The organism is Gilliamella sp. wkB108 (assembly GCF_001690195.1).
Classification (GTDB): domain Bacteria; phylum Pseudomonadota; class Gammaproteobacteria; order Enterobacterales; family Orbaceae; genus Gilliamella; species Gilliamella apicola_L.
Window position 1 is genome coordinate 57,661 of sequence record NZ_LZGM01000078.1, and the last position, 21,801, is coordinate 79,461.

The 21,801-nt window shown below is 32.8% G+C and carries 19 protein-coding genes, 1 tRNA gene and 1 pseudogene; 7 read left to right on the forward strand and 14 right to left on the reverse strand.

Features of this window, described 5'->3' with window-relative positions:
- Positions 1 to 205: 205 nt before the first annotated feature.
- Together A9G11_RS08135 and A9G11_RS14055 are read right to left on the reverse strand one after the other, a co-directional pair.
- Positions 206 to 442, reverse strand: a complete 237-nt coding sequence (locus tag A9G11_RS08135; RefSeq protein ID WP_081298482.1) for a DinI-like family protein — start codon at positions 440 to 442, stop codon at positions 206 to 208.
- A 78-nt stretch (positions 443 to 520) separates the two neighbouring features.
- Positions 521 to 694, reverse strand: coding sequence for an EthD domain-containing protein (locus A9G11_RS14055; protein ID WP_081298483.1), 174 nt, complete (start codon positions 692 to 694; stop codon positions 521 to 523).
- Positions 695 to 741: 47 nt separating this feature from the next.
- On the opposite strand from A9G11_RS14055, the pseudogene A9G11_RS08140 reads away from it, so the two are divergent.
- Together A9G11_RS08140 and A9G11_RS08145 are read left to right on the forward strand one after the other, a co-directional pair.
- Positions 742 to 1,898, forward strand: a pseudogene (locus A9G11_RS08140) (IS3 family transposase).
- Positions 1,899 to 2,343: 445 nt separating this feature from the next.
- Positions 2,344 to 2,919, forward strand: a complete 576-nt coding sequence (locus A9G11_RS08145; RefSeq protein ID WP_065619120.1) for a serine acetyltransferase — start codon at positions 2,344 to 2,346, stop codon at positions 2,917 to 2,919.
- 696 nt (positions 2,920 to 3,615) lie between these two features.
- Here the strand turns inward: A9G11_RS08145 and A9G11_RS08150 are convergent.
- The 9 genes from A9G11_RS08150 to A9G11_RS08190 all read right to left on the reverse strand — a co-directional run bounded on the left by A9G11_RS08150 (position 3,616) and on the right by A9G11_RS08190 (position 13,432).
- Positions 3,616 to 4,866 carry an integrase domain-containing protein gene (locus A9G11_RS08150; protein ID WP_065619121.1) on the reverse strand — a complete coding sequence of 417 codons (1,251 nt, stop codon included), beginning with the start codon at positions 4,864 to 4,866 and terminating at the stop codon, positions 3,616 to 3,618.
- Positions 4,867 to 5,209: 343 nt separating this feature from the next.
- The gene (locus A9G11_RS08155) at positions 5,210 to 6,211 is read right to left on the reverse strand and encodes a LacI family DNA-binding transcriptional regulator (RefSeq protein ID WP_218056101.1); all 1,002 of its coding nucleotides are present in this window, start codon (positions 6,209 to 6,211) and stop codon (positions 5,210 to 5,212) included.
- 115 nt (positions 6,212 to 6,326) lie between these two features.
- Positions 6,327 to 7,166, reverse strand: a complete 840-nt coding sequence (locus A9G11_RS08160; protein WP_065619123.1) for a fumarylacetoacetate hydrolase family protein — start codon at positions 7,164 to 7,166, stop codon at positions 6,327 to 6,329.
- A 63-nt stretch (positions 7,167 to 7,229) separates the two neighbouring features.
- Positions 7,230 to 8,591 carry an MFS transporter gene (locus tag A9G11_RS08165; RefSeq protein ID WP_065619124.1) on the reverse strand — a complete coding sequence of 454 codons (1,362 nt, stop codon included), beginning with the start codon at positions 8,589 to 8,591 and terminating at the stop codon, positions 7,230 to 7,232.
- Between the two features lie 74 nt (positions 8,592 to 8,665).
- Positions 8,666 to 9,592: a dihydrodipicolinate synthase family protein gene (locus A9G11_RS08170; RefSeq protein WP_065619228.1), complete on the reverse strand. Its 927-nt coding sequence runs from the start codon at positions 9,590 to 9,592 to the stop codon at positions 8,666 to 8,668.
- 258 nt (positions 9,593 to 9,850) lie between these two features.
- Positions 9,851 to 11,101 (reverse strand): integrase domain-containing protein, encoded by a 1,251-nt coding sequence (locus tag A9G11_RS08175; RefSeq protein ID WP_065619125.1) that lies wholly within the window; start codon positions 11,099 to 11,101, stop codon positions 9,851 to 9,853.
- Between the two features lie 185 nt (positions 11,102 to 11,286).
- A tRNA-Leu gene (locus tag A9G11_RS08180) sits at positions 11,287 to 11,371 on the reverse strand.
- A gap of 7 nt (positions 11,372 to 11,378) precedes the next feature.
- The gene (gene secG, locus A9G11_RS08185) at positions 11,379 to 11,765 is read right to left on the reverse strand and encodes a preprotein translocase subunit SecG (RefSeq protein WP_065619126.1); all 387 of its coding nucleotides are present in this window, start codon (positions 11,763 to 11,765) and stop codon (positions 11,379 to 11,381) included.
- 200 nt (positions 11,766 to 11,965) lie between these two features.
- Positions 11,966 to 13,432, reverse strand: coding sequence for a hypothetical protein (locus A9G11_RS08190; RefSeq protein WP_065619127.1), 1,467 nt, complete (start codon positions 13,430 to 13,432; stop codon positions 11,966 to 11,968).
- Between the two features lie 273 nt (positions 13,433 to 13,705).
- Between A9G11_RS08190 and thiI the strand changes: the two genes are divergently transcribed.
- The 4 genes from thiI to trmL all read left to right on the forward strand — a co-directional run bounded on the left by thiI (position 13,706) and on the right by trmL (position 17,907).
- The gene (gene thiI, locus A9G11_RS08195; RefSeq protein WP_065619128.1) at positions 13,706 to 15,154 is read left to right on the forward strand and encodes a tRNA uracil 4-sulfurtransferase ThiI; all 1,449 of its coding nucleotides are present in this window, start codon (positions 13,706 to 13,708) and stop codon (positions 15,152 to 15,154) included.
- A 123-nt stretch (positions 15,155 to 15,277) separates the two neighbouring features.
- A complete protein-coding gene (locus tag A9G11_RS08200) occupies positions 15,278 to 15,991 on the forward strand; it encodes a response regulator (RefSeq protein ID WP_065619129.1) in 714 nt (237 codons plus the stop codon).
- Between the two features lie 37 nt (positions 15,992 to 16,028).
- A complete protein-coding gene (gene cpxA, locus A9G11_RS08205) occupies positions 16,029 to 17,399 on the forward strand; it encodes an envelope stress sensor histidine kinase CpxA (protein ID WP_141674389.1) in 1,371 nt (456 codons plus the stop codon).
- A gap of 22 nt (positions 17,400 to 17,421) precedes the next feature.
- A complete protein-coding gene (gene trmL, locus A9G11_RS08210; RefSeq protein ID WP_304363245.1) occupies positions 17,422 to 17,907 on the forward strand; it encodes a tRNA (uridine(34)/cytosine(34)/5-carboxymethylaminomethyluridine(34)-2'-O)-methyltransferase TrmL in 486 nt (161 codons plus the stop codon).
- Positions 17,908 to 18,164: 257 nt separating this feature from the next.
- Here the strand turns inward: trmL and efp are convergent, their stop codons facing one another.
- Positions 18,165 to 18,731 (reverse strand): elongation factor P, encoded by a 567-nt coding sequence (gene efp, locus A9G11_RS08215; protein WP_065619131.1) that lies wholly within the window; start codon positions 18,729 to 18,731, stop codon positions 18,165 to 18,167.
- Between the two features lie 33 nt (positions 18,732 to 18,764).
- Here efp and epmB point away from each other — a divergent pair, with 33 nt between their 5' ends.
- Positions 18,765 to 19,793, forward strand: a complete 1,029-nt coding sequence (gene epmB / locus A9G11_RS08220; protein WP_065619132.1) for an EF-P beta-lysylation protein EpmB — start codon at positions 18,765 to 18,767, stop codon at positions 19,791 to 19,793.
- A gap of 104 nt (positions 19,794 to 19,897) precedes the next feature.
- On the opposite strand, the gene A9G11_RS08225 is transcribed toward epmB, so the two are convergent.
- Positions 19,898 to 21,202, reverse strand: a complete 1,305-nt coding sequence (locus A9G11_RS08225; RefSeq protein ID WP_065619133.1) for a hypothetical protein — start codon at positions 21,200 to 21,202, stop codon at positions 19,898 to 19,900.
- 184 nt (positions 21,203 to 21,386) lie between these two features.
- On the reverse strand, positions 21,387 to 21,533 hold the full coding sequence (locus A9G11_RS14430; RefSeq protein WP_176701252.1) for a hypothetical protein: 147 nt from the start codon (positions 21,531 to 21,533) through the stop codon (positions 21,387 to 21,389).
- Positions 21,534 to 21,801: the final 268 nt, after the last annotated feature.

Consider the following 21,801-nt stretch of genomic DNA (forward strand, 5'->3'; position numbering starts at 1 on the left):
TACTATGGATCAAAATAGAAACTTTTTGTAAAGAAGTTTCAGGTTAACTATATGTTTCAGTATGTATTTGAATTTGAGATAGTCAAATTTTAAAAAGAAATAACTATTTTTAGGTTAATTATACCTAGCATTTAGATCTAACCTAAATACGGTATTGATATCAATAACAGTTAAAGAGAATTATAAAAAAACACTCAAAACAGAGTTACTCAGGTAACCAATCATCACTATAAAATACATGTTCAATAATTTTTAGCAGTTTATCTTTATCATCCTTATCACAACCAGAAACATCAACCGATTTACTTGAACTGATACGAACACGAACAATTGCATCTTCATATCTTTTGTGAACATGCTTTTCTAATTCTTGCTGTAAAGCGTCTACAATTTTAGCTGGCACTTTATCATCTTTAGATAATAAAATATCTACTCTTATCATTATCTCTATCTCCGTAAAATACACTGTTATTGTATACAGTATATTTTATTTTCAATATATTTCAATACGCTTACACGTTTATGATAAAAAGTTATGAATAATTGAACGCTCGGTAGAATACCAAACAATAGATTTTGAATGATCAATAAATCGTTTTTCATCTTCAACCAATGTATTTAATGCTTTTATCGCTTCTGTCGATTGACGATTTCTTTGCATAGCTTCTAGATCCTTCCACCATATTTCAGCCATACCATCAAAATTCCTCTATGATATAAATAAAAATCATAGGAGAAAATATCAAGGTCAAAAAATTTAGTCTTGAATTCAAACAACAATCTGTTGATTATGCACTGACAAATACACACCTTTCCATAAGTGAACTAGCCAACCATCTAGGTGTAGGTCAATCAACCCTCGATAAATGGGTAAGGCAACTTGCCCCAAATAAAACCAGTCGCCGTGAATTAACGCCGGAGCAACAACGGATTATTGCGCTTGAAAAAGAAAACAAAGAACTGAAAATGGCGAATGAAATACTAAAAAAGGCGCATGTGTACTTTATCAACAATCCAAGTCGATAAAGTACCGTTATATGAAAACACAGTTATCTCATTACTGTATAAGTTTAGTTAGCCGGTTACTTAATGTGAGTCGGTCAGGTTATTACGCTTGGTTAAAAAGACCCGGTAAGTCAACAGCACTGACCGAACATATTAACAAGCAATATTGGTATCATAAAGCTCGCTTAGGTGCGCCGAGTTTAGTACATGATGCGAGGGATAAAGGGTATCACGTCTCAGAGAGGACAATAAGTCGTGTTTTACAACAATTAGGATTACGCAGTAAAGCTGCACGTAAATTCAAGTATAAAACCGATTCGGGTAGTGGTCATAATGTGGTGCTAAATAAGTTAAATAGAGAGTTTAATCCGGATAAACCCAATATTGTCTGGGAGAGCGATATCACTTATATCAAAACTGGAGAGGGTTAGTTATACTTGTGTGTGATTATTGATTTGTATGGACGTAAAGTCATTGGTCGACAAACGAGTCGTTATATTGACCGTCATTTAGTCTGTCAGGCATTGAAACAAGCATTATTTCGACGTGGTTTTCCTAAAAATGTCTTAATTCACAGTGACCGGGGAAGCCAATATTGTCGTGCTGATTTTAAACAGTTATTATTACACTATGGGCTTAAACAAAGTATGAGTCGAGCAGGAAATTGTTGGGATAATGCGGTTGCTGAAAGCTTCTTTCATACATTAAAAACGCATATTATTCATGATTGTTACGATCAAACGAGGAAATTAGCGAATAAAGCACTATTTGAATATATTGAAATTTATTATAATCGGGTTCGTCGTCATTCAGCCAACGGCTGGATATCGCCAGAACAATATGAACAACAGTACTACCAAAACAACAAGATTATAGAGGTGAGCACTGTCTAGTATTTTGGCGAGGATCAATAATCAGACAATAAAAAATCATTATTGTTAATAAATCCATATTCTGCTATTCTCCTTTTAATCTATGCAGAGAAATCTCTATCTTCACAAAGAGAGTTGTGTAAATCTTTTATGATAACTGTTTATTGTAATTTGCTGTTTAGTTGTGTTTCTATTACTGTACTAAGTTATTAAAATCTTTCATTTGTGTTATCTACTAACATGTCCGAAAATTCCCCATTTAGCTAAATTTAGGCAAAGTGATACTGACAATGCCAAAATTCGCTATGTTCTTAAGTAACGAATTAAATGGTTATCTTTTTAAATAGACACTTATGATCAGATGGATTTTTTGAGGTAACAAAACTATAATTTTTGAATTAAAAAATAGAACTTTATTTTAAAGTACTATAATATAACTTATGGTTAAATATTAAGAAAAATTAATATGTTTAAATATTATCATATCATAAAATTTCTTATGACCCACGATTTAAAATTTTTAAAAGAGTGTTGGGGTTCTGAGTTTATTAGAAGAGATTTTAAATGGCATAGATTATTTAAAAAGCTTTTAAAATGTCAAAATAAATATTTGTTTTGGTGGCGACTTGCTAATGAGATGTACCAATTTGGTAACAAAGATCTTCAAAGAATAGCTAAAAGAATTAATAATAAACTTATTTTTAAATATAATTGTGATATTGGCCTTGGAGCTAAAATTGGCATAAAAATGACCATTCAACATTTTATTGGAATTGTTATTTCTAATAAGGTTATTATTGGCAATAATTTTACATGCTTACAAAATGTCACTATCGGAATGGGTAAGTCTGAGGAGTTTAATGTTATACTTGGAAATAATGTCGTCATTGGTGCCAATGTCTGTATAATTGGTGGAAAAATTAATATTGGAGACAATGTAACTATTGGTGCGCTTTCTTTTATTGATAAAAGTATTCCATCTGATTGTATAGCTTATTCAAAATTGAAAGGTATAACAATTAGATCTACAAAAAATAGTTGAAGTAAGCCCAATATTTATTGTTCGGTTTTTGTCTGATGTCGGAACTAATCAATACGGTGTAACTATATACCTAATCTTTTGCATACTGCATAATCCACTCTCCCATCAAAAGGGAGAAAGAGCGTAAATTTATACAGCTTTGAGCCTTCTATACATTCCCCTCCTCATTTTTGTGCAAAACGTGAAATGAAATAATTTTTTTAACTATCACTGAGCAGGTGACAATTATTATCAAATGGGTAGCCATAAATAGCTATTGTTGAGCAATTCAATCCTATTGAACGAATCTGCTGACTTTTTAGCAGATTGCAAATTTAATACCTGCATGGTGGAAATCACCATAAAGCATTTAATCTTATTTTCAATAATAACTCTGGATCAACCTTAAAATCACTTATTTTTAACATTATGATTAATATTCTTTTTTATTTGAGCGAGAAAGAAGGGTTATAGAATTATTTCAATATTTCAATTGGTTAACCATAGGATCAAGATTATATTTAAATGTGAATAGTAGTGAACACTTTTAATGAAAAGTTTAGAATATTGGGGGTAAGTATAAAAAAACCAGTTTAATAACTGGCATTTGTAAAGGGTGATATTTGAAAAAGCACCCCTCACATTTGAGGAGTGGATCTTATTAATAATTGAAAGCGTAACTCAAATATGAGGCACGATATTTATAGCGCGGTGTAGTTAATGATTAACTAGCTTTAAATTGCGGTTACCTGATAGAGAGACATTCCCTTTACTGGCTTGCTCGACAAAATCACCCCACCAGTCAAGCATAATGCGTTTTTGTTGTTCATACTCAGCCTTGTTGTAAGCTCGTCTTACTGCATTTTTATCTACATGCGATAACGCGCTTTCAATAACATCATAATTAAAGCCTTGTTCATTTAGCGTTGTACTCGCTAAAGCTCTCAATCCATGCGCGACTAATTTATCTTTGTAACCCATGCGTTTTATTGCCATGTTAGCGGTCTGGCTACTCATTGGCTTGTTATAAGGGGGTCTAGCTGTTGGGAAAACAAACTCGCTTTTATGGTTAATAGATTTCATTATCTCAAGTATTTTTATTGCTTGTGGGGATAAAGGTATATTGTGAGGTCTATCCATTTTCATGCGTTCGGCAGGAATGCTCCATAATTTTTTATCAAGATTAATTTCTTCCCATTTAGCCCCTACAGCTTCGCTAGGTCGCGTTAATGTGAGTAATTGCCATTCAATCACGCATCTTGTTTGTAACTCAATACTAGCCATAGATAAGGCTTGCATAAACTGCGGTAACTCAGTAGGGGATATGGTAGGTTGTTTTTTTACTTTTGGGCTGTTAAATACGTCGGTAATTTTAGCAAGAGGGTTATTATCGATAATTCCCATATTGACAGCATAATACATTATTTCGTTGATTCGCCTACAAGCTCTCTTTACTGTCTTGTATTTATTATTGTTATTTAATGGTTGTAAAGCATTGATTGCCTTAACAGCAGTTACTTGGTTTATGGGAATGTCTTTGATGTAAGGGAATACATGATTTTCTAATGAACGCCAAGCCTTTTTTAAAGTTTGTTCTTCTAGTCCTTGTTCTGTTTTGAATTTAAGCCATTGTTCAGCCATGGAGTAGAATGTATTGCCGATTGCTTCTTGCTTAAGTTGCTCTTGTTCCGCTTTATGTTCTTGGGGGTCTATGCCTTGCTTAATTAATTCGCGTGCTTCGTCGCGTTGTTTTCGCGCTTGCTGTAGTGAAACTTCGGGATAACTACCAAAACTGACCGTAGTCCTATTATTCGTTATAGGGCGATAATATCTAAATTGCCATATTTTTGTCCCTGTTGACTTGATAAGCAAAAGCAAACCATTTCCATCATAAATAGGATAATCCTTACTTTGTGGCTTGGCGTTCTTAATTTGTGTATCAGTCATTGGAGCTATTTTTTTAGGCATACTTTCACCTTTTGGGACTATGAAATTATAGGACTATGTCCGCGTAGTCCTTAATATAGTTCCCAAAAATATGAATGTAAATGTATCTTACTGATGCTTACAAAATAGTAAAACAGGCTCTAAGCCTTATTTATACTAGTTTTGATGTGCTTTAAATGATTTTAAAGAATGTTACTGATTATTGGATGAGTGTAGTAGGTGAAAGATAGTTAGTTAACTTAATGATCTCATTTATAATAATTTAAGATAAAAGCAAATTATTTTGGGATCTTTTTATTTTGGTTAAATATTAAAAAATGTATAAGATCCCATTTTTAACGATGTAAATACATGCGAGTTTTTATTAAATTTTTGAAGTTGATTTTCGGGATATTAATGTGGGGGTAACCATATTAATAAGTGGATAATGTCCTTGATTATTAATTGCTAAATTAAATGCTCTTTCTGCCATATATTCAAAAGGTATTTGTATTGTAGTTAAAGGGATTGGTAATCTTGATGATAATGGAATATCACCATATCCAATTATTGAAACATCTTTGCCAATTGCAATTCCATGATTATAAGCTGAACTCATCACACCAATTGCGAGTTCGTCATTTGTCGCAAAAATGGCTGTCGGCCTTTCTTTTTTCGAAGAGAATAAAATATCACCTGATTTCTCACCAGATTTTATATCAAACCCCAAATTGATGATCCAATCTTTATTCAATTTTAAGTTTGATGTTTTCATTGCTTCAATAAAACCTTCTTGTCTATATTTTGAATTGGAACTTTTGATAGGTCCATTTATTAAAGCTATTTTTTTATGACCAAGATCAATCAAATGTTTGGTTGCTATATATGCTCCTGCTTTATCATCCCCAATCGAAGAATAACTTTGACCATCTGTTCTTAAAATTAATGAATGAGGTATTTTATTTCTTCTTAGTGATGCTATGTTTTCATCATCTAAAGAACAGGTAGCTAGTATCAAGGCATCTACTTTTCTATCCAATAAGCTTTTAATAACTTCACGCTCTCTTTCCTTTGAATTTCCGGCAGTTGCAACAACAGTAAAATAGTTATGACGTTCTGCAATATTTGCAATATTTTCATATAAAAGAGCCATTACAGTATCACTTAAATAGGGAACTAAAACTCCAATAGTTCTTGTTGTACCTCTACGCAGATTTGAAGCAATAATATTTCTTATATAACCATGTTTTTCTGCTATTTCTCTTATATTTTTTGCTATTTTACTATTGTAATTATCAAACCGTTCGTCAAGCGCTCTTGATGCAGTAGAGGTACTAACACCAGCTAGTTTGGCTATCTCTTTTAAGGTAATTTGCTTGTTGTCCAAAAATGATTCTCTTAATATTCAAAATAACTTATAAAATATTAACATAAATTGTATATTTACTGATAGTTGTTTTAATAATAGCCATGTTATTTTGCAAATAAGAAAATCTTTTACCTTATTGTTCAATAACAAAATTTCTTAATTTTCCTAATTGAGTAATCTGTACTTCGACGATATCTCCATTTTTTAAAAACAGGGGAGGATTTCGATGCTTTCCTGATCCTCCAGGAGAGCCAGTAAGAATAATATCTCCTACAGTTAATTTTGTAAAAGTACTAATATATTCAATTATTTGTGGGATTGAATATATCATGTTATCAATAGTATCATTTTGTAATTGCTGACCATTTACATAGGTTGAGATGACAAGCTGGCCTAATTCAGTTATTTCATCTTTGGTCATTAAATATGGTCCAATTCCTCCAGTTTTTGGCCAGTTTTTCCCAGCAGTAAAACACTCATGCTGCCAATCTCTAACCGATGCATCCATGTAGCAACTATACCCAGCAACATAATCCATAGCATTTTGGTATTTAACTTGATAACAGTCTTTACCAATTATAACTGCTAGTTCTCCTTCATAATCAAATTGTTGTGATACCTTTGGTTTTAAGAGAATTTGATTATGGCCTGTTTGTGTATCACTAAAACGGATAAATGTAACTAAATTATTTTTTGATACATTGTATTCTTTCTTTTTATCCTTAAAATTCATCCCAACACATACAATCTTATTAGGATTGGGAATTACAGGTAAGTACATAATTTCATTGATATTAATTTTAAATCCATTATCAAAAAAAGGTTCTAAAACTTTACTCAAATTATTGCAGCTAAGTAATGATTTCAAATCCGGATAAATCACACCCAGTTTTTCACCTAAATCTATGATCTGATTATTATTAACTAACCCATAGCTACTTTTACCATGATATATATAACTAACAAATTTCATACATTAACCTATCCATTTAAAATCAAAATTTAGCTTTTAATATAATAAAGAGCTATCGCCATATTATGGCGATAGCTCTTCAAGTACTTTTCCTTTTGTTTCAATAGCAAAAATTGCCGTTACTAAACCACCAAAAAGTGCTACTCCGGCAAAAAGTAAGAATACATACTCAATACCTGCAAAACTCACAATTGAACCTACTAAGAGAGGGCCGATAGATGAACCAGCACGTAACCATGCGCTTCCCATACCTGTACCAATTGTTCTTAACCTTGTAGGATAGATCTCTGATGAATATAAATAAAGAGAGAAAGTAATTGTTTGTAAAATTGCATATGCCATCGAACCAAAAATAAGCACTTGAATTGGATTTTTTGCACCGAGAAAAAAAAGAGTAATGAATGGAATGATGGCTAAAATAAATGCACATGAGTACCATTTTTTTCTTCCAACTTTGTCAATATAAAGTGCGCATATAATGGATGCAACAACTCCTACTGCAGAAGTCATCCATCCGTAAGATAATGCTGTTTCTAACGGTAGATGGAAAATTTGTTTATACAGTGTTGGCAACCAAGTAATCAAACCATTATTAATCATATAAGCACTTACCCATAAACACCAAATTGTAAAAGTTCTTTTTCTGTAAATACCTTGAAATAGTTCTTTCCAACTAGATTTTTTTGGTTCGGTAAATATGGTGACCACTGGTTCTGCTAAGATATATCCTTTTTTGATTGCTCTATCTTCTAAATCTTTTACTACTGCGTTTGCTTCATCAAGTCTATTTTTTGAAGCTAGCCATCTTGGTGATTCCGGTAAACACCAACGTAATGGGATCATAAATATTGATGGTATCAAACCAATAATAAATAAGATTTTCCAACCATATAAAGGAACCAAGAAATATCCCATAACACCTGCAAACATTAAACCTATCGGGAATATGATTTCATATAATAAGAAAAATTTACCTCTTTTTTTAGAACCTGCAAATTCATTAATATATGCGCTTGCCACTGGAACTTCAGCGCCAATACCTAAACCTTGTAAAAATCGAATAATAAGCATTGATGTGCCTGACCAAGCAAATAAAACAGCACAATCCATAAGAACAAATAGAATAATGGTAATTTTCAAAACACCTAATCGACCTATTTTTTCAGCTAACGAACCAAAAAATATAGCACCAAAAAGTTGTCCAACATAACTTGCCGAAATAATCATGCCTATCATCGCCGGCGTTAAATGCCATTCTGAAGCTAATTGCGGCATGGCAAATGCTAACGCGAGGATTGTATAAGCATCAAAAAAAGTTGATGAACCAATAACGATTCGGATAGTTAATAATTTACGTATGAGCGGTAATCTTTCTAGACGAGCAATAATCAATCCATTAGATAATATATTGTTTTCTACAGCCATATATATTTCCCTTTTTTGAGCGTAAAACATAATCGTAAATATTAACAATATCTACGATTATGCTATTTTATGTATTACATCACTTTAGATAGACCCGCATTTCTTACCGCAGTTTTAATCTCTTCTTCTGCACCGGCTTCTAATGGTAATAAAGGTGAGCGTACTGTTGCATGTTCAAGAATACCACGCTCAACTAAAGCATGTTTCAATGCCACTGTTCCTTCCATATGTGAACCACGATGATAGATTTTCTTAGTAACCTCTAATAAACGGTCATGAACTTCACGAGCTTTTTTATAGTCTTTCGCTTTACCAGCCTTAATCATTTCAACTAACAGTTCTGGTGCTACATTACCATATCCAACAAGAAATCCATCGACATCAAATACCGTCGATAATAAATATTCATCATGGCAACTTAAGATTTGTAAATCAGGACGTTCTTTACGGATGACTGGAATTTCAGTATCCCAACGGCGCATATTACGTACGCCATTTTTCATAGCAAATACACCCGGTTGTGCAGCAATATCAAGTAGTGTTTCTAAGTTATAAGTACATTTAGTAACATCTGGATATTGAAATAAAATCAACGGTAAACCACTTTCTTCATAAACTTGTCGATATTTATCTTGTGGAGCGCCTTTTTGATAACCGAAACGTAACCAACCATGTGAAGGATATAATAAACCAGCTTTCGCACCAGCTTTAACTGCACGTTTTGCTTCTTCTGCAGCTACTTTAGTACCTTCTAAAGTAATTCCCGCAATAATTGGAATTTCATCATTTACAGATTCTACAAATGCTTCAATAACTTTTAATTGCTCATCCTGAGATAGAAATGTACCTTCGCCAGCATGTCCTAACACGGTTAAGCTTTTCACTCCGTCAATACTGCGTAACCATGCACCTAATCTTTTACATGCGGTATAATCAACTTTACCATCACGTGTAAATGGTGTTACAGGAGCAGGGTTTAATCCTCGTAAATCAATTTTTATATTTGACATAATAATTCCTCTTTTGTAATCGTTATTGCAATCGTTTGCGTTATCGATTTGACTATAGAATCAAATATTGTTCAATGAACTTTATTCAGTTTTGTGATGATCTTCAAAAAAATTATCATTAATCTTAAATTAATCAGATAATAAGCTATTAAATTAAAATCGATTGATGAGAAAATAGTGTATAAATTGGGGATGGATCTTTTTATATGTAGATGATATTTAAGTTATGATATCTATATCGAAAGAAAGTTATTGATTGACTATTTTTAAGTTACGATTACCGGATAATGAGACATTCCCTTTACTGGCTTGCTCTACAAAGTCACCCCACCAGTCAAGCATGATTCTTTTTTGTTGTTCGTACTCTGCTCGGTTATAAGCTCGCCTAACTGCGTTCTTATCAACGTGCGATAATGCGCTCTCTATTACGTCATAATTAAAGCCTTGCTCATTTAGTGTTGTACTCGCTAAAGCTCTTAATCCATGTACTACTAACTTATCTTTGTACCCCATGCGCTTTATTGCCATGTTAGCGGTTTGACTACTCATTGACTTGTTATAAGGTGGTCTTGCTGTTGGGAAAACAAACTCGCTTTTATGGTTAATAGATTTCATTATATCAAGTATTTTTATTGCTTGTGGGGATAAAGGTATATTGTGAGGTCTATCCATTTTCATGCGTTCGGCAGGAATACTCCATATCTTCTTATTAAAATTTATCTCATCCCACCGAGCGCCTACAGCTTCGCTAGGTCGCGTTAATGTGAGTAATTGCCATTCAATCACGCATCTTGTTTGTAACTCAATACTAGCCATAGATAAGGCTTGCATAAACTGCGGTAACTCAGTAGGGGATATGGTGGGCTGATTTTTTACTTTCGGGCTGTTAAATACGTCGGTAATTTTAGCAAGAGGGTTATTATCGATAATTCCCATATTGACAGCATAATACATTATTTCGTTGATTCGCCTACAAACTCTTTTTACTGTCTCGTATTTATTATTGTTATTTAATGGTTGTAAAGCATTGATAGCTTTAATTGCGGTTACTTGGTTTATGGGAATGTCTTTAATGTAAGGGAATACATGATTCTCTAATGAACGCCAAGCCTTTTTTAAAGTTTGTTCTTCTAGTCCTTGTTCTGTTTTGAATTTAAGCCACCGCTCAGCCATGGAGTAGAATGTATTGCCGATTGCTTCTTGCTTAAGTTGTTCTTGTTCCGCTTTATGTTCTTGGGGGGCTATGCCTTGCTTAATTAATTCGCGTGCTTCGTCGCGTTGTTTTCGCGCTTGCTGTAGCGAAACTTCTGGATATTTACCAAAAGATAATAATGTCTCTTTATTTGATATGGGTTTTTTATATTTAAATCGCCATAATTTAGCTCCTGACGATTTGACTAACAAAAAAAGACCTCCACCGTCAAAATACTTTTTATCCTTACTATTGGCTTTTAATGCTTTTATTTGTGTATCAGTCAAAGGGGTAGTTTTAATAGCCATTTTTCACTTTTGGGGGGATCTAATTATAAAGGTACTTTATCCTACCCCAAAATATACCCCCATTATTTTTGGTTGTAAATGTGCCTCACTGATACTTACAGAATAGCAAAATAGGCTCTAAGCCTTGTTTGTACTATGTTTGGTGGGTTTTAAAGGATTTAAAAGGATGTTACTGATTATTGATTTGGTGCCGTGGGCGGGACTTGAACCCGCATGCTCTGAAGCACTACCCCCTCAAGATAGCGTGTCTACCAATTTCACCACCACGGCGCCGTTATTATTCAGGAATATCGGATGTTGGATTTGTACTTTGTTGAGGAGGTTGAGTCGCTGGACTTATTTCCTCATGTGATTCACCGGTATTCGTATTTTGTTGCGTTGTAGTTGGTGCTACTTCTTCAATATTATTGAATTCACCAGATGAACTAAAATGACTACGACTGCCTAAATTAGATAAAACGATACTTAATACAAAGAACAATATACCTAAAATAGTTGTTGTGCGTGTTAAAAAGTTTCCACTTCCTGACGAGCCAAATAAAGTTGCTGATGCACCAGCTCCAAAAGATGAACCCATATCAGCGCCTTTACCACGCTGAATTAATACTAAAACAATTATCACTAAAGCGATAATTAAATAACCTGTAATTAAAAGTGCGTACATTTTAACCTGTCAATTTTTACATGTCATACAACAAAAATTTATTGATGCGAAATATTAGCGAAAGAGCGAGCAACAAGCAAGTAAAATTTCAGAGATTATTAGCATAATTTGAGGATTGTCCTTTACGTCTTCTATAAAATGTAGTTTTTGTTTAAACTTTTAACGAATTTAATGCTTTTATTGGTTATCTTAGTTTATTTTTATCCTTTACATACAGTATGTAATAATTCACCTTGTTTCCAAACTTCAATTTGACCTATCCAAGCATCTATAGCATATCTACTATCTTGCAATCCAGGGTATAAATAAGCATCAGGAAAAATATCTGATGAATGAAACCATGTCCCGCTATATCCATTAGGCCAATTTGAGTCAGGATAATTTTCTTTAAATGTCATACCCCATTCACTTAAGAGTCCCTCATTGATGGTTCGAGTGAAAACATCCCAAGTTTTTGGATATGTTGTCCATGAAGCTGGAGCATTTGGTGAGTTTGTCATTTCTGCTCTTGTCGGTATATTTGCTTCACCATTACATAAATTTACAGCTTGTGTATAAGTATAGGAAGTATTACCATTAGGGATTACCCATATTTTGGTTGGATTAAAATTATAAGTATGTATTATGCTTAAATTTTGTTTAAATTTTGCTAATATTGTTACAGTGCCATTAGGTTTACTGTTTAAATAGACATTTCCATTTGGATCAACAGTAACGCTACCTAATGGGTTAGAATTAACAGAGAAGTCCCAATCAGTCTGTGCTCCAGTCATGATTAATTGAAATTTAGCACCAGCAAACCCTGTCGTTGGAAATTTAGGATTAATTGAAGCATAAAATCCATTTTGAGGATCAAATACAGTGTGATCATATCCCCCTCCACATGTCGTATCTCTATATTCATAACCTAAATAGTTCCAACCTTTATTTCCCCTATTAGAGTCAGTTATTGACAAATTGAGTTCATTATCATTATAACCTGCGAGGATACATTCAGTTTTTCCATTATATAATATAGGCCTAACACTCGCCCAAGTTTGTTGATTATTCACTATCATTTGATTAGGTTTTGCAAAGCAGATTTCAGATTTTGGTAAAATTTGATATGTTTTGATTAATTTATTTAAATCACTATCTTGGGGAATACCGTATTCAGAGTGAACTTGAATATCAGAAACAGTTATCTCTAAATTTAATGGCATACTAAAATTACTTCCACAACCAATAGTTTTTGTATAATCTGATTTAGGTATAACCTTACCTGAATTATCTTTCCAGTTAAATGTTATCGTGCCAATAGAAAAAGTACCATTTCCAGAAGTTTTAGCTTCATCCCCGTCTTCATCATAATAGTCATTTAAAGGAGAAAAATCACTATTAGTAACAGTTTTCACTTTGAAATCATTAATAGTTAGATTTTTATTAAAAAATTGTGGTAAGTTACCTAATTTGTCACTATAAAAAGTGCCGTTGACTGTAAAGCCTAAATTATCTTTAGCTTTATTAGATATAAAAATAGGTGCATTTCCTTTTATTTTATTTGAAGTGATTGCAGGAAGAATAGCATTAGCCAAAAAAGGGAAAATTAAAGGATAAAAAATTAATTTTTTTATTATAAATGTATTGTTCGATTTTTTATTATACCGCTTACTATTAAATGTTAACATTTTAACCCTCTTACCTAAACGGTCAAATTTCTTTATTGTCTGATTTAGTAATTTTTAGAGATTCAAAACTTAATTAATATAAAAAAGGGATATAACTGAGAAGAATATAATATATATATTGGAACAACTAACAGATATATTATATTGCAAATTTTAATATAAAAAAACTAGTATCTAGAATCAATTTTTTGATGTTTTGAGTAATCAATTGTGCGTTTTTATTAAGAAACCAGTATAATGTCGTCATTTTAAGATATAAGTCGTTCCAGTTTTATGAAATTTATTGTTAAACTTTTCCCTGAAATCACGATAAAAAGTGATTCTGTTCGTCTACGTTTTATCAAAATATTAACCAGTAATATCCGCAATATTTTAAAGCATCATATTGAAGAAGTTGCAGTTATAAGGCATTGGGATTTTATTGAAGTTCGACCAAAAGTTGTCAATAGTGAAGATCAGATCCTCGATCTATTAACACGCATTCCGGGTATCCACCATATTTTAGTAGTTGATGAACTTAATTTTGAAGATGTTCATGATATCTTTGAAAAAGCGTTGGATTATTATGCTCCATTAATTGAAAACAAGACTTTTTGTGTACGTGTTAAGCGTCGGGGTAAACATGAATTTACGTCAATTGATGTAGAACGTTATGTTGGAGGCGGACTTAATCAACATGTTGCTTCTGCAAAAGTTAAATTAACTCACCCTGATATTACAGTCAATTTAGAAATTGACAAAGATAAGCTATTACTTATTAAGGGAAGGTATGAAGGGCTAGGTGGATTTCCAACAGGAACTCAAGAAGATGTTATTTCCCTTATTTCCGGAGGCTTTGATTCAGGTGTTTCAAGCTATATGCTAATGAGGCGTGGCTCGCGAGTACATTATTGCTTTTTTAATCTAGGCGGCAAAACTCACGAAATTGGCGTTAAGCAAATGGCTTATTATTTATGGGAGCGTTTTGGTAGTTCGCATAAAGTCCGTTTTATTGCTATAGATTTTTCTGATGTTGTTGGTGAGATCCTTGAAAAAATTGATGACGGTCAAATGGGCGTTATTCTTAAAAGAATGATGATTCGTGCTGCGTCAAAAATTGCTGAGCGCTATAAAGTACAGGCTCTCGTAACTGGTGAAGCATTAGGTCAAGTGTCAAGCCAGACTTTAACTAATTTACGTTTGATAGATAATGTCAGTGATACCCTAATTTTGCGACCACTGATAACGCATGATAAGGAAACTATAATTAATCTTGCCCGTCAAATTGGAACTGAAGATATAGCTAAAACTATGCCTGAGTTTTGTGGTGTCATTTCTAAAAGTCCTACAGTGAAGGCTATTAAAGATAATATTGAAGCGGAAGAGCTAAATTTTGATTTTTCTATTTTAAACAAAGCAGTTGACGAAGCAGAAAATATCGATATCAGAGAAATAGCTAAACAGACCGATATAACAATTCAACATGTTGAAACAGTGACAACACTTACCTCAAATCAGGTAATTATCGATATTCGTTCACCAGATGAGCAAGAGGACAATCCACTTAAATTGAGTAATGTTGAGATAAAAATCATTCCATTTTATAAATTAGCAACACAATTTGGTGATTTAGATCAATCAAAACAATATTTACTTTATTGTGAACGTGGTGTGATGAGCAAATTACAAGCACTCTATTTAATTGAACAAGGTTATCATAACGTTAAAATATTCAAGGCTTGATAGCTGAATTTCAATTATTATATTGTTAGTATTTTTTTGCATATATATTAGATACAATATCAGAGTTTATTGGTAACTAATTAAAAATAAGTATTCTATATTAATAAGATAAAAAGGATTGTAATGAAAAAATTACTTGTAGTAGATGATGATCTTGAAATAGCTTCGTTATTGCGAGAATTACTTGAATTGGAAGGGTTTGCTGTTGAAACAGCTAACAATGGAATTCAAGCATTAGAAAAATTTGACAATACTATTGATCTTATTTTACTGGATATTATGATGCCTGAGATGAATGGGCTTAGTGTATTGTCTCAACTTAGAGCGAAATATACTGTACCAGTGATTTTTTTAACCGCTAAAGATAGTGAACTTGATAAAGTAGTAGGTCTTGAACTAGGTGCAGATGATTACATTCAAAAACCGTTTAATGATCGAGAATTAATTGCTCGAATTAACGCACTTTTACGCAGAACGCTTTGGGATAATATGGCTCATGAAGTTACTGAGGAACTGGATCAATATAATATTGATAAGCTTACGGTTAATCGAAAGCAACAATCTGTTTATTTCGATGATAATTACATAGAATTAACGGGTACAGAATTTCAGGTATTACTCAAATTACTCGAAAATGCGGGCAAGATTATTTCCAGAGATACCTTAAGTGAAACCGTGTTAGGTAAAGAGTTTTTGCCTTTGGCTCGCTCAATTGATGTTCATGTATCAAATTTGCGAAAGAAACTTCCTCCACGTAGTGATGGGTTACCATGGATTAAAACATTACGTTCTAAAGGTTATTTATTTGTTATCGACCACAATGATGATCTGCAATAAAAATAGTGTATTTTTAATAAGGTAAAATAATATGTGGATTTTTGATCGCTTAACAATCAGAATTTTCACAATATTTTTATTCACTGTAGCTTTGTTTCTAATGTTAGCTATGTTAGTTCCTAATTTTGACTCTCGTAATCTGACTTATTTAGCTAATAAAGAGGAAGAAATAGGCAATAAGCTTGCTAAGCAAATTGAAAAAGACATCGTTAATATTCCCAAAAATAGTTTCCGTTGGTGGATGCGATTCATTGTGGTTATGGATACTTATCAGAAACCAGGACAGTTCTTATTTATTATTACACCGAATGATCAAATTATTACAGCTGATAGTAGTAATATCGACATAGTCAAAAATTTTAATGAAAAATCCCATGATGTAGATGACCCTGCCAAAAAAATCTATGATTCGCAAGAGATCATCGGCCCCTTTTTAATTCATTATAATAATGAAAGATATCAATTATATATTTTGCAACCGGCTAGTGATATTCAATCACAATTTGTGAATTTCATTTTCGACCACCCTTTCTTATTGTTGAGTTTAACTATGCTAGCTAGTTCACCTTTTTTATTGTGGTTATCCTGGAGTATAGCAAAACCAGCACGACGTTTAAAACATGTTGCCGATCAAGTAGCAAAAGGGAATTTACAAGAATGGTCAGATCTTGAAAAAATGGGTTCGTCAGAATATAAAGCAACAGGGGCTAGTTTTAACCATATGTTACGTGAGTTAAAGAGAATGCAAGAGTTACAAAAACAACTGTTGTCAGATATTTCTCATGAATTACGTACGCCATTAACACGTTTACAACTAGCCACATCTTTATTGCGTCGCAAACAGGGTGAAAGTAAAGAAGTTGAACGGATTAACAGTGAGGCTCTAAAGCTTGATTCCATGATCGGTGACTTATTGTCTTTAGCGAGAAAACAATATGAAAATAATGAAATTCGAGAGCTAAAACAAATTGGTGTGTTATTTAAACCAGTTCTCGATAATGCAATTTTTGAAGCAGAGCAAATTGGTAAAAAATTTTCAATTAATCATCCTTTAACTAATACAACTATTTTATGTTATCCCGTTGCATTATGTAGTGCTTTAGAAAATGTGATCAGAAATGCTTTTCGTTATTCCGATAGTGAAGTTGAGATTAATTTTGTTGTTGAGCAGCAACATATTTTAATAACTATCGATGACGATGGTCCAGGTGTACCAAGTAACGAACTAGAGCAAATTTTTAGACCTTTTTATCGAACCAGTGAAGCTCGCGATCGCGAATCAGGCGGGACGGGATTAGGGCTTGCTATTGTTTTTAATTCTATCACAAGAGATATGGGTACAGTTAAAGCTGAAAAAAGCCACTTAGGTGGACTCAGAATTGTGATAGTATTACCAATCCATCATTAGTAACAATAATAGAGAAATAATTGTGTCAAATGTTTCATTGAACATTGTTTTATTCGAACCAGAAATACCGGCAAATACCGGTAATATTATTCGTCTTTGCGCAAACACAGGCTTTAATTTACACATTATTGAACCAATGGGATTTTTTTGGGATGACAAAAAATTAAGGCGTGCAGGATTAGATTACCAAGAATTTGTTGATGTAAAACGTTATAAAAATCTCAAACATTTTTTAGATTGCAATCAAATTAATTTACAAAATCAAGTTTATGCTTTAACGACCAAAGGGCAGAAACCGCATAGTGAAGTACATTATAAAGCAAATGATTTTTTAATGTTTGGACCTGAAACTAGGGGATTGCCTTCATCAATATTAGATGAGTTACCCCAAGATAAAAAAATTCGTATTCCAATGACAGTTAATAGTCGAAGTATGAATTTATCTAATTCTGTTGCAGTGGTTGTCTATGAATCATGGCGACAACTCAATTATATAGGTGCAAGTTGAAATTTATCAGGCTTTAGCCGTTTATTTTATTTAATGTAGTTTGACGGTAATGACAACTATTTTTATCAATCTATTTATAAAGTAGATAAGCTATGATAGATGGGATTTAAATTAAAATGACATGATCAAAAACTAGATGATGCAATTTATTATTAATATAAAAAACAGACAGTTTTTAATTTACACTGTCTGTTTTTTATTACTAGAATACAACAAATTATAAAATATGATAATAATATCAAGTAATCGATGATTATTTATTTGACACGGGAAACATATTCACCAGAACGAGTATCAACCTTGAGGACTTCGCCAATTTGCACAAACAATGGCACTCTAACAACCGCTCCAGTTGATAATGTTGCTGGTTTTCCACCAGTACCGGCTGTATCACCTTTTAAACCTGGATCAGTCTCTACCACTTCTAGCTCAACAAAGTTTGGCGGCGTTACTGCTATCGGTTGACCATTCCATAATGTTAAAATACATTCGGCTTGTTCAACTAACCATTTTGCATTATCACCAACCGCTTTAGCATCAGCAGATAATTGCTCAAATGTTTCATTATTCATAAAGTGCCAAAATTCACCATCTGTATATAGATAAACTAAATTCATATCTACAACATCGGCTGCTTCAACAGATTCGCCTGATTTAAACGTTTTATCAACGGTTTTACCAGAAAGTAATTTTTTAATTTTTACGCGATTAATTGCTTGCCCTTTACCTGGTTTATAAAACTCATTTTCAACAATTACACATGGCTCACCATCTTGCATTATTTTTAGACCAGCTTTAAACTCATTCGTACTATAAGATGCCATAAAAGCTCCAACTATCATTCTGAATTACAAAAAATGAGCCATATTATACAGCAAAAAGTTGAACTACCAAATAAAGATGAGTGGATTTTTGAACTTGCTAATGTAGTCACGGATATCAATGAACTTTATCGTTGTTTAAATCTTGATTCTGAGATGATTTCTCTTGCCATGCAACAAGCAAAAAAACAATTTCCACTACGAGTACCTATGTCATTTATCAATCGTATGAAAAAAGGTGATATACATGATCCACTATTGTTACAGGTACTTTGCAATGATCGTGAAATGATAAAAGTTACAGGATATAGTGAAGATCCATTACAGGAACAAGAAAATGCTATTCCTGGATTGCTCCACAAATATTACAATCGCGCATTGTTAATTACAAAAACGGCTTGTGCGATTAATTGCCGGTATTGCTTTAGAAGGCATTTCCCTTATCAAAGCAATCAAAGTAGTAAAAAAAATCTAGCTGTTGCGCTTGAATATATTGCAAATCATCCAGAATTAGATGAGATTATTCTTTCTGGTGGTGATCCATTAATGGCTAAAGATCATGAAATGGCTTTTTTGCTCGATGCTATTGAACATATTCCTCATATTAAACGATTACGTATACACACACGTTTAGCGGTCGTTATTCCTTCACGTATTACACCTGAACTTTGCCGACTATTTTATCAAAGTAGATTACAGATAATTGTGGTGACTCACATCAATCACCCAAATGAAATTGATGAAAGTGTAGAAGGAGCCATTCAACAGTTAAAGCAACATAAAGTTACTTTGCTTAATCAAAGTGTATTACTGAAAAATATTAATGACGATGTTAATGTTTTAGCTCAATTAAGTAACAAACTGTTTGATGCGGGTATTTTACCTTATTACATACATCTATTGGATAAAGTACAAGGTGCGGCTCATTTTTTAGTTAGCGATAGTGAAGCAAAACAATTAATGCAAAGACTTGCTTCGTGCGTATCAGGTTATTTAGTACCAAAATTAGCGCGTGAGATTGGTGGTGAAAAAAGTAAGCGAGTTATTGCATTTAATGATAAATAAGCCTAGAGATTTTGGATCTAGGCTAGATATCTATTTATAGGTAATATCTCCAGTTTATAATTAACTTTTATTACCTTTAGTTAAACGTTAAGTAATTTACAATATTAATTACTTTTACAGCTAATATAATGACCACCGTCCCATGGATTAACAAAGACCATTCCATTACCTCCGTCGACATGATAATGATATGTATTTGCATCATAGTTAGTCCAGTAACCAACATAAGACCTCCAGTCTATATTGTTCGGATCGTCATAATGTCCATCTTTTATTATTCCTTGATCATTATAAATGCCCATACTTCCCCATTCAGTAAATAACCCTGCTCCAATATGTCGTCGATAGAAGTTATCGGTTGATGCTGATGCTTGATCAGGAAAAGTAGGAATTGGTGGTGGAGAAGGGATTTGCTTATTATCCGTAGCATCTTTAGATGTTCCTTGTGCATTTGTTAAATCTTTGACATCTGGTACATAATAGCCGGTGTGTGTACACCAATTTCTTTGAGTACCAACGATAGCCCAACGATATCTATGAATAAACCATTGCTTTAGGCTAAATCCGTATTTAATAACTGTATTATTCTTACTATCTTTACCTTCTAACTCAAAAACGGCTGGTAATGACGGTTTGGCAACAGGACTTGGATTGTTGGAGTCACTTTGACTTACCGATGCATACGGACCATCTAAAGTAATTCTTACACTATTATTAGTAATATTAGAAACTTTTGCGGTTATACCTCCTACACTTACATTTGACCATGTTAACGGTGTATTTGTAATAAAAGATATATCAAAAAAGAGCCGGTTAGATCCAGTTGTTGGGAAGTTTTTATTATACGAACTTGGTTCTGTTGATTGTACTAAAAACCCTCTATCAGGATCCCACATTGATGATGCGCCTAATCCAAGCCACGCATTGGTGTTATCATTTAGGTTGGGCTTAAGATAACAAATCTGATTAGTAACAGGTAATAGATACTCTTTACTAGGCTGAATTAATGTTTCTGTTGTTGATATATTATATTCTTTCGAATTTGGGACACCATACTGAGTTGTTAAAGTTAAATCACCACTAATTTTAAGTTTGTAAGGGCTAGGATGGTTATTGGCTATATCACAAAAAGTTTTTGTTTTATCACTTATTTTATTACCAAGATTATCGTAAAAATCGGTACTAAGTTGAGTTTTTACGGATAATTTGAAGTTATTATCACCATCATCGTCTTTAGTTTGTGATACAGCCGGTGTTTTAAGGAGTCCAGTTATCATTGAAGGTGAAATAGTCATCGGGTTAACATGTAACGTACTGATGTTATCATCATAATAATCAACACCATCAAATTTAAATCCAAGCAAACTCAATGATTGTTTTTTTATCTCATCAGTTAAATTTTTGTCCAAATAAGGTGCATTTCCATGTATTATTTCTACTGTTTTAGCTGATAAAGCAGCATTAGTTATACAAGGGAAAAATAGTGATATTACTATTAACTTTCTAACTATTTGACGTTTTAAAGTTAATTTTTTGAATTGGCCAATTTTTTGAAATGAAAAAAATAAGTTAAGTTTCTTGAAGAAATTTGGTTTACATGTTATAATAGCTTGCTTGCTTGCTTGCTTGCTTGCTTGCTTGCTTGCTTGCTTGCTTGCTTGCTTGCTTGCTTGCTTGCTTGCTTGCTTGCTTGCTTGCTGTGATAGTTTTGTCAGAAGTGAAATTGTTCACGTGTTTCATTTAAATTGTTCCTGATTTTGGCTATGTAACAACCAATTTATTTACTCTTTTTTAAAATATTTTTATAAACTAATTTTTAGTATATCGCTAGTTTAATTTTGTTAATAAATGTTAAGTGTTATTTCATCAATTAGAGATAGTGTTGGTTGCGGTCAATATTTACACTAATATTGATAAAAAATAAATTATTATTGATTTATTTTTACATTGCCAAATGGTACTTATGATATGTTATATAACCAATAAAACGACGATGTTTTATCGGATT

What these genes read in the sequence shown, in the direction of transcription:
- A9G11_RS08135 (WP_081298482.1), bottom strand. Translation starts at nt 442, where the DNA reads ATGATAAGAGTAGATATTTTATTATCTAAAGATGATAAAGTGCCAGCT.
- A9G11_RS14430 (WP_176701252.1), bottom strand. Translation starts at nt 21,533, where the DNA reads ATGAAACACGTGAACAATTTCACTTCTGACAAAACTATCACAGCAAGC.
- A9G11_RS08165 (WP_065619124.1), bottom strand. Translation starts at nt 8,591, where the DNA reads ATGGCTGTAGAAAACAATATATTATCTAATGGATTGATTATTGCTCGT.
- A9G11_RS08190 (WP_065619127.1), bottom strand. Translation starts at nt 13,432, where the DNA reads ATGTTAACATTTAATAGTAAGCGGTATAATAAAAAATCGAACAATACA.
- epmB (WP_065619132.1), top strand. Translation starts at nt 18,765, where the DNA reads ATGAGCCATATTATACAGCAAAAAGTTGAACTACCAAATAAAGATGAG.
- A9G11_RS08150 (WP_065619121.1), bottom strand. Translation starts at nt 4,866, where the DNA reads ATGCCTAAAAAAATAGCTCCAATGACTGATACACAAATTAAGAACGCC.
- A9G11_RS08175 (WP_065619125.1), bottom strand. Translation starts at nt 11,101, where the DNA reads ATGGCTATTAAAACTACCCCTTTGACTGATACACAAATAAAAGCATTA.
- secG (WP_065619126.1), bottom strand. Translation starts at nt 11,765, where the DNA reads ATGTACGCACTTTTAATTACAGGTTATTTAATTATCGCTTTAGTGATA.
- efp (WP_065619131.1), bottom strand. Translation starts at nt 18,731, where the DNA reads ATGGCATCTTATAGTACGAATGAGTTTAAAGCTGGTCTAAAAATAATG.
- A9G11_RS08200 (WP_065619129.1), top strand. Translation starts at nt 15,278, where the DNA reads ATGAAAAAATTACTTGTAGTAGATGATGATCTTGAAATAGCTTCGTTA.
- A9G11_RS08160 (WP_065619123.1), bottom strand. Translation starts at nt 7,166, where the DNA reads ATGAAATTTGTTAGTTATATATATCATGGTAAAAGTAGCTATGGGTTA.
- A9G11_RS14055 (WP_081298483.1), bottom strand. Translation starts at nt 694, where the DNA reads ATGGCTGAAATATGGTGGAAGGATCTAGAAGCTATGCAAAGAAATCGT.
- A9G11_RS08145 (WP_065619120.1), top strand. Translation starts at nt 2,344, where the DNA reads ATGTTTAAATATTATCATATCATAAAATTTCTTATGACCCACGATTTA.
- thiI (WP_065619128.1), top strand. Translation starts at nt 13,706, where the DNA reads ATGAAATTTATTGTTAAACTTTTCCCTGAAATCACGATAAAAAGTGAT.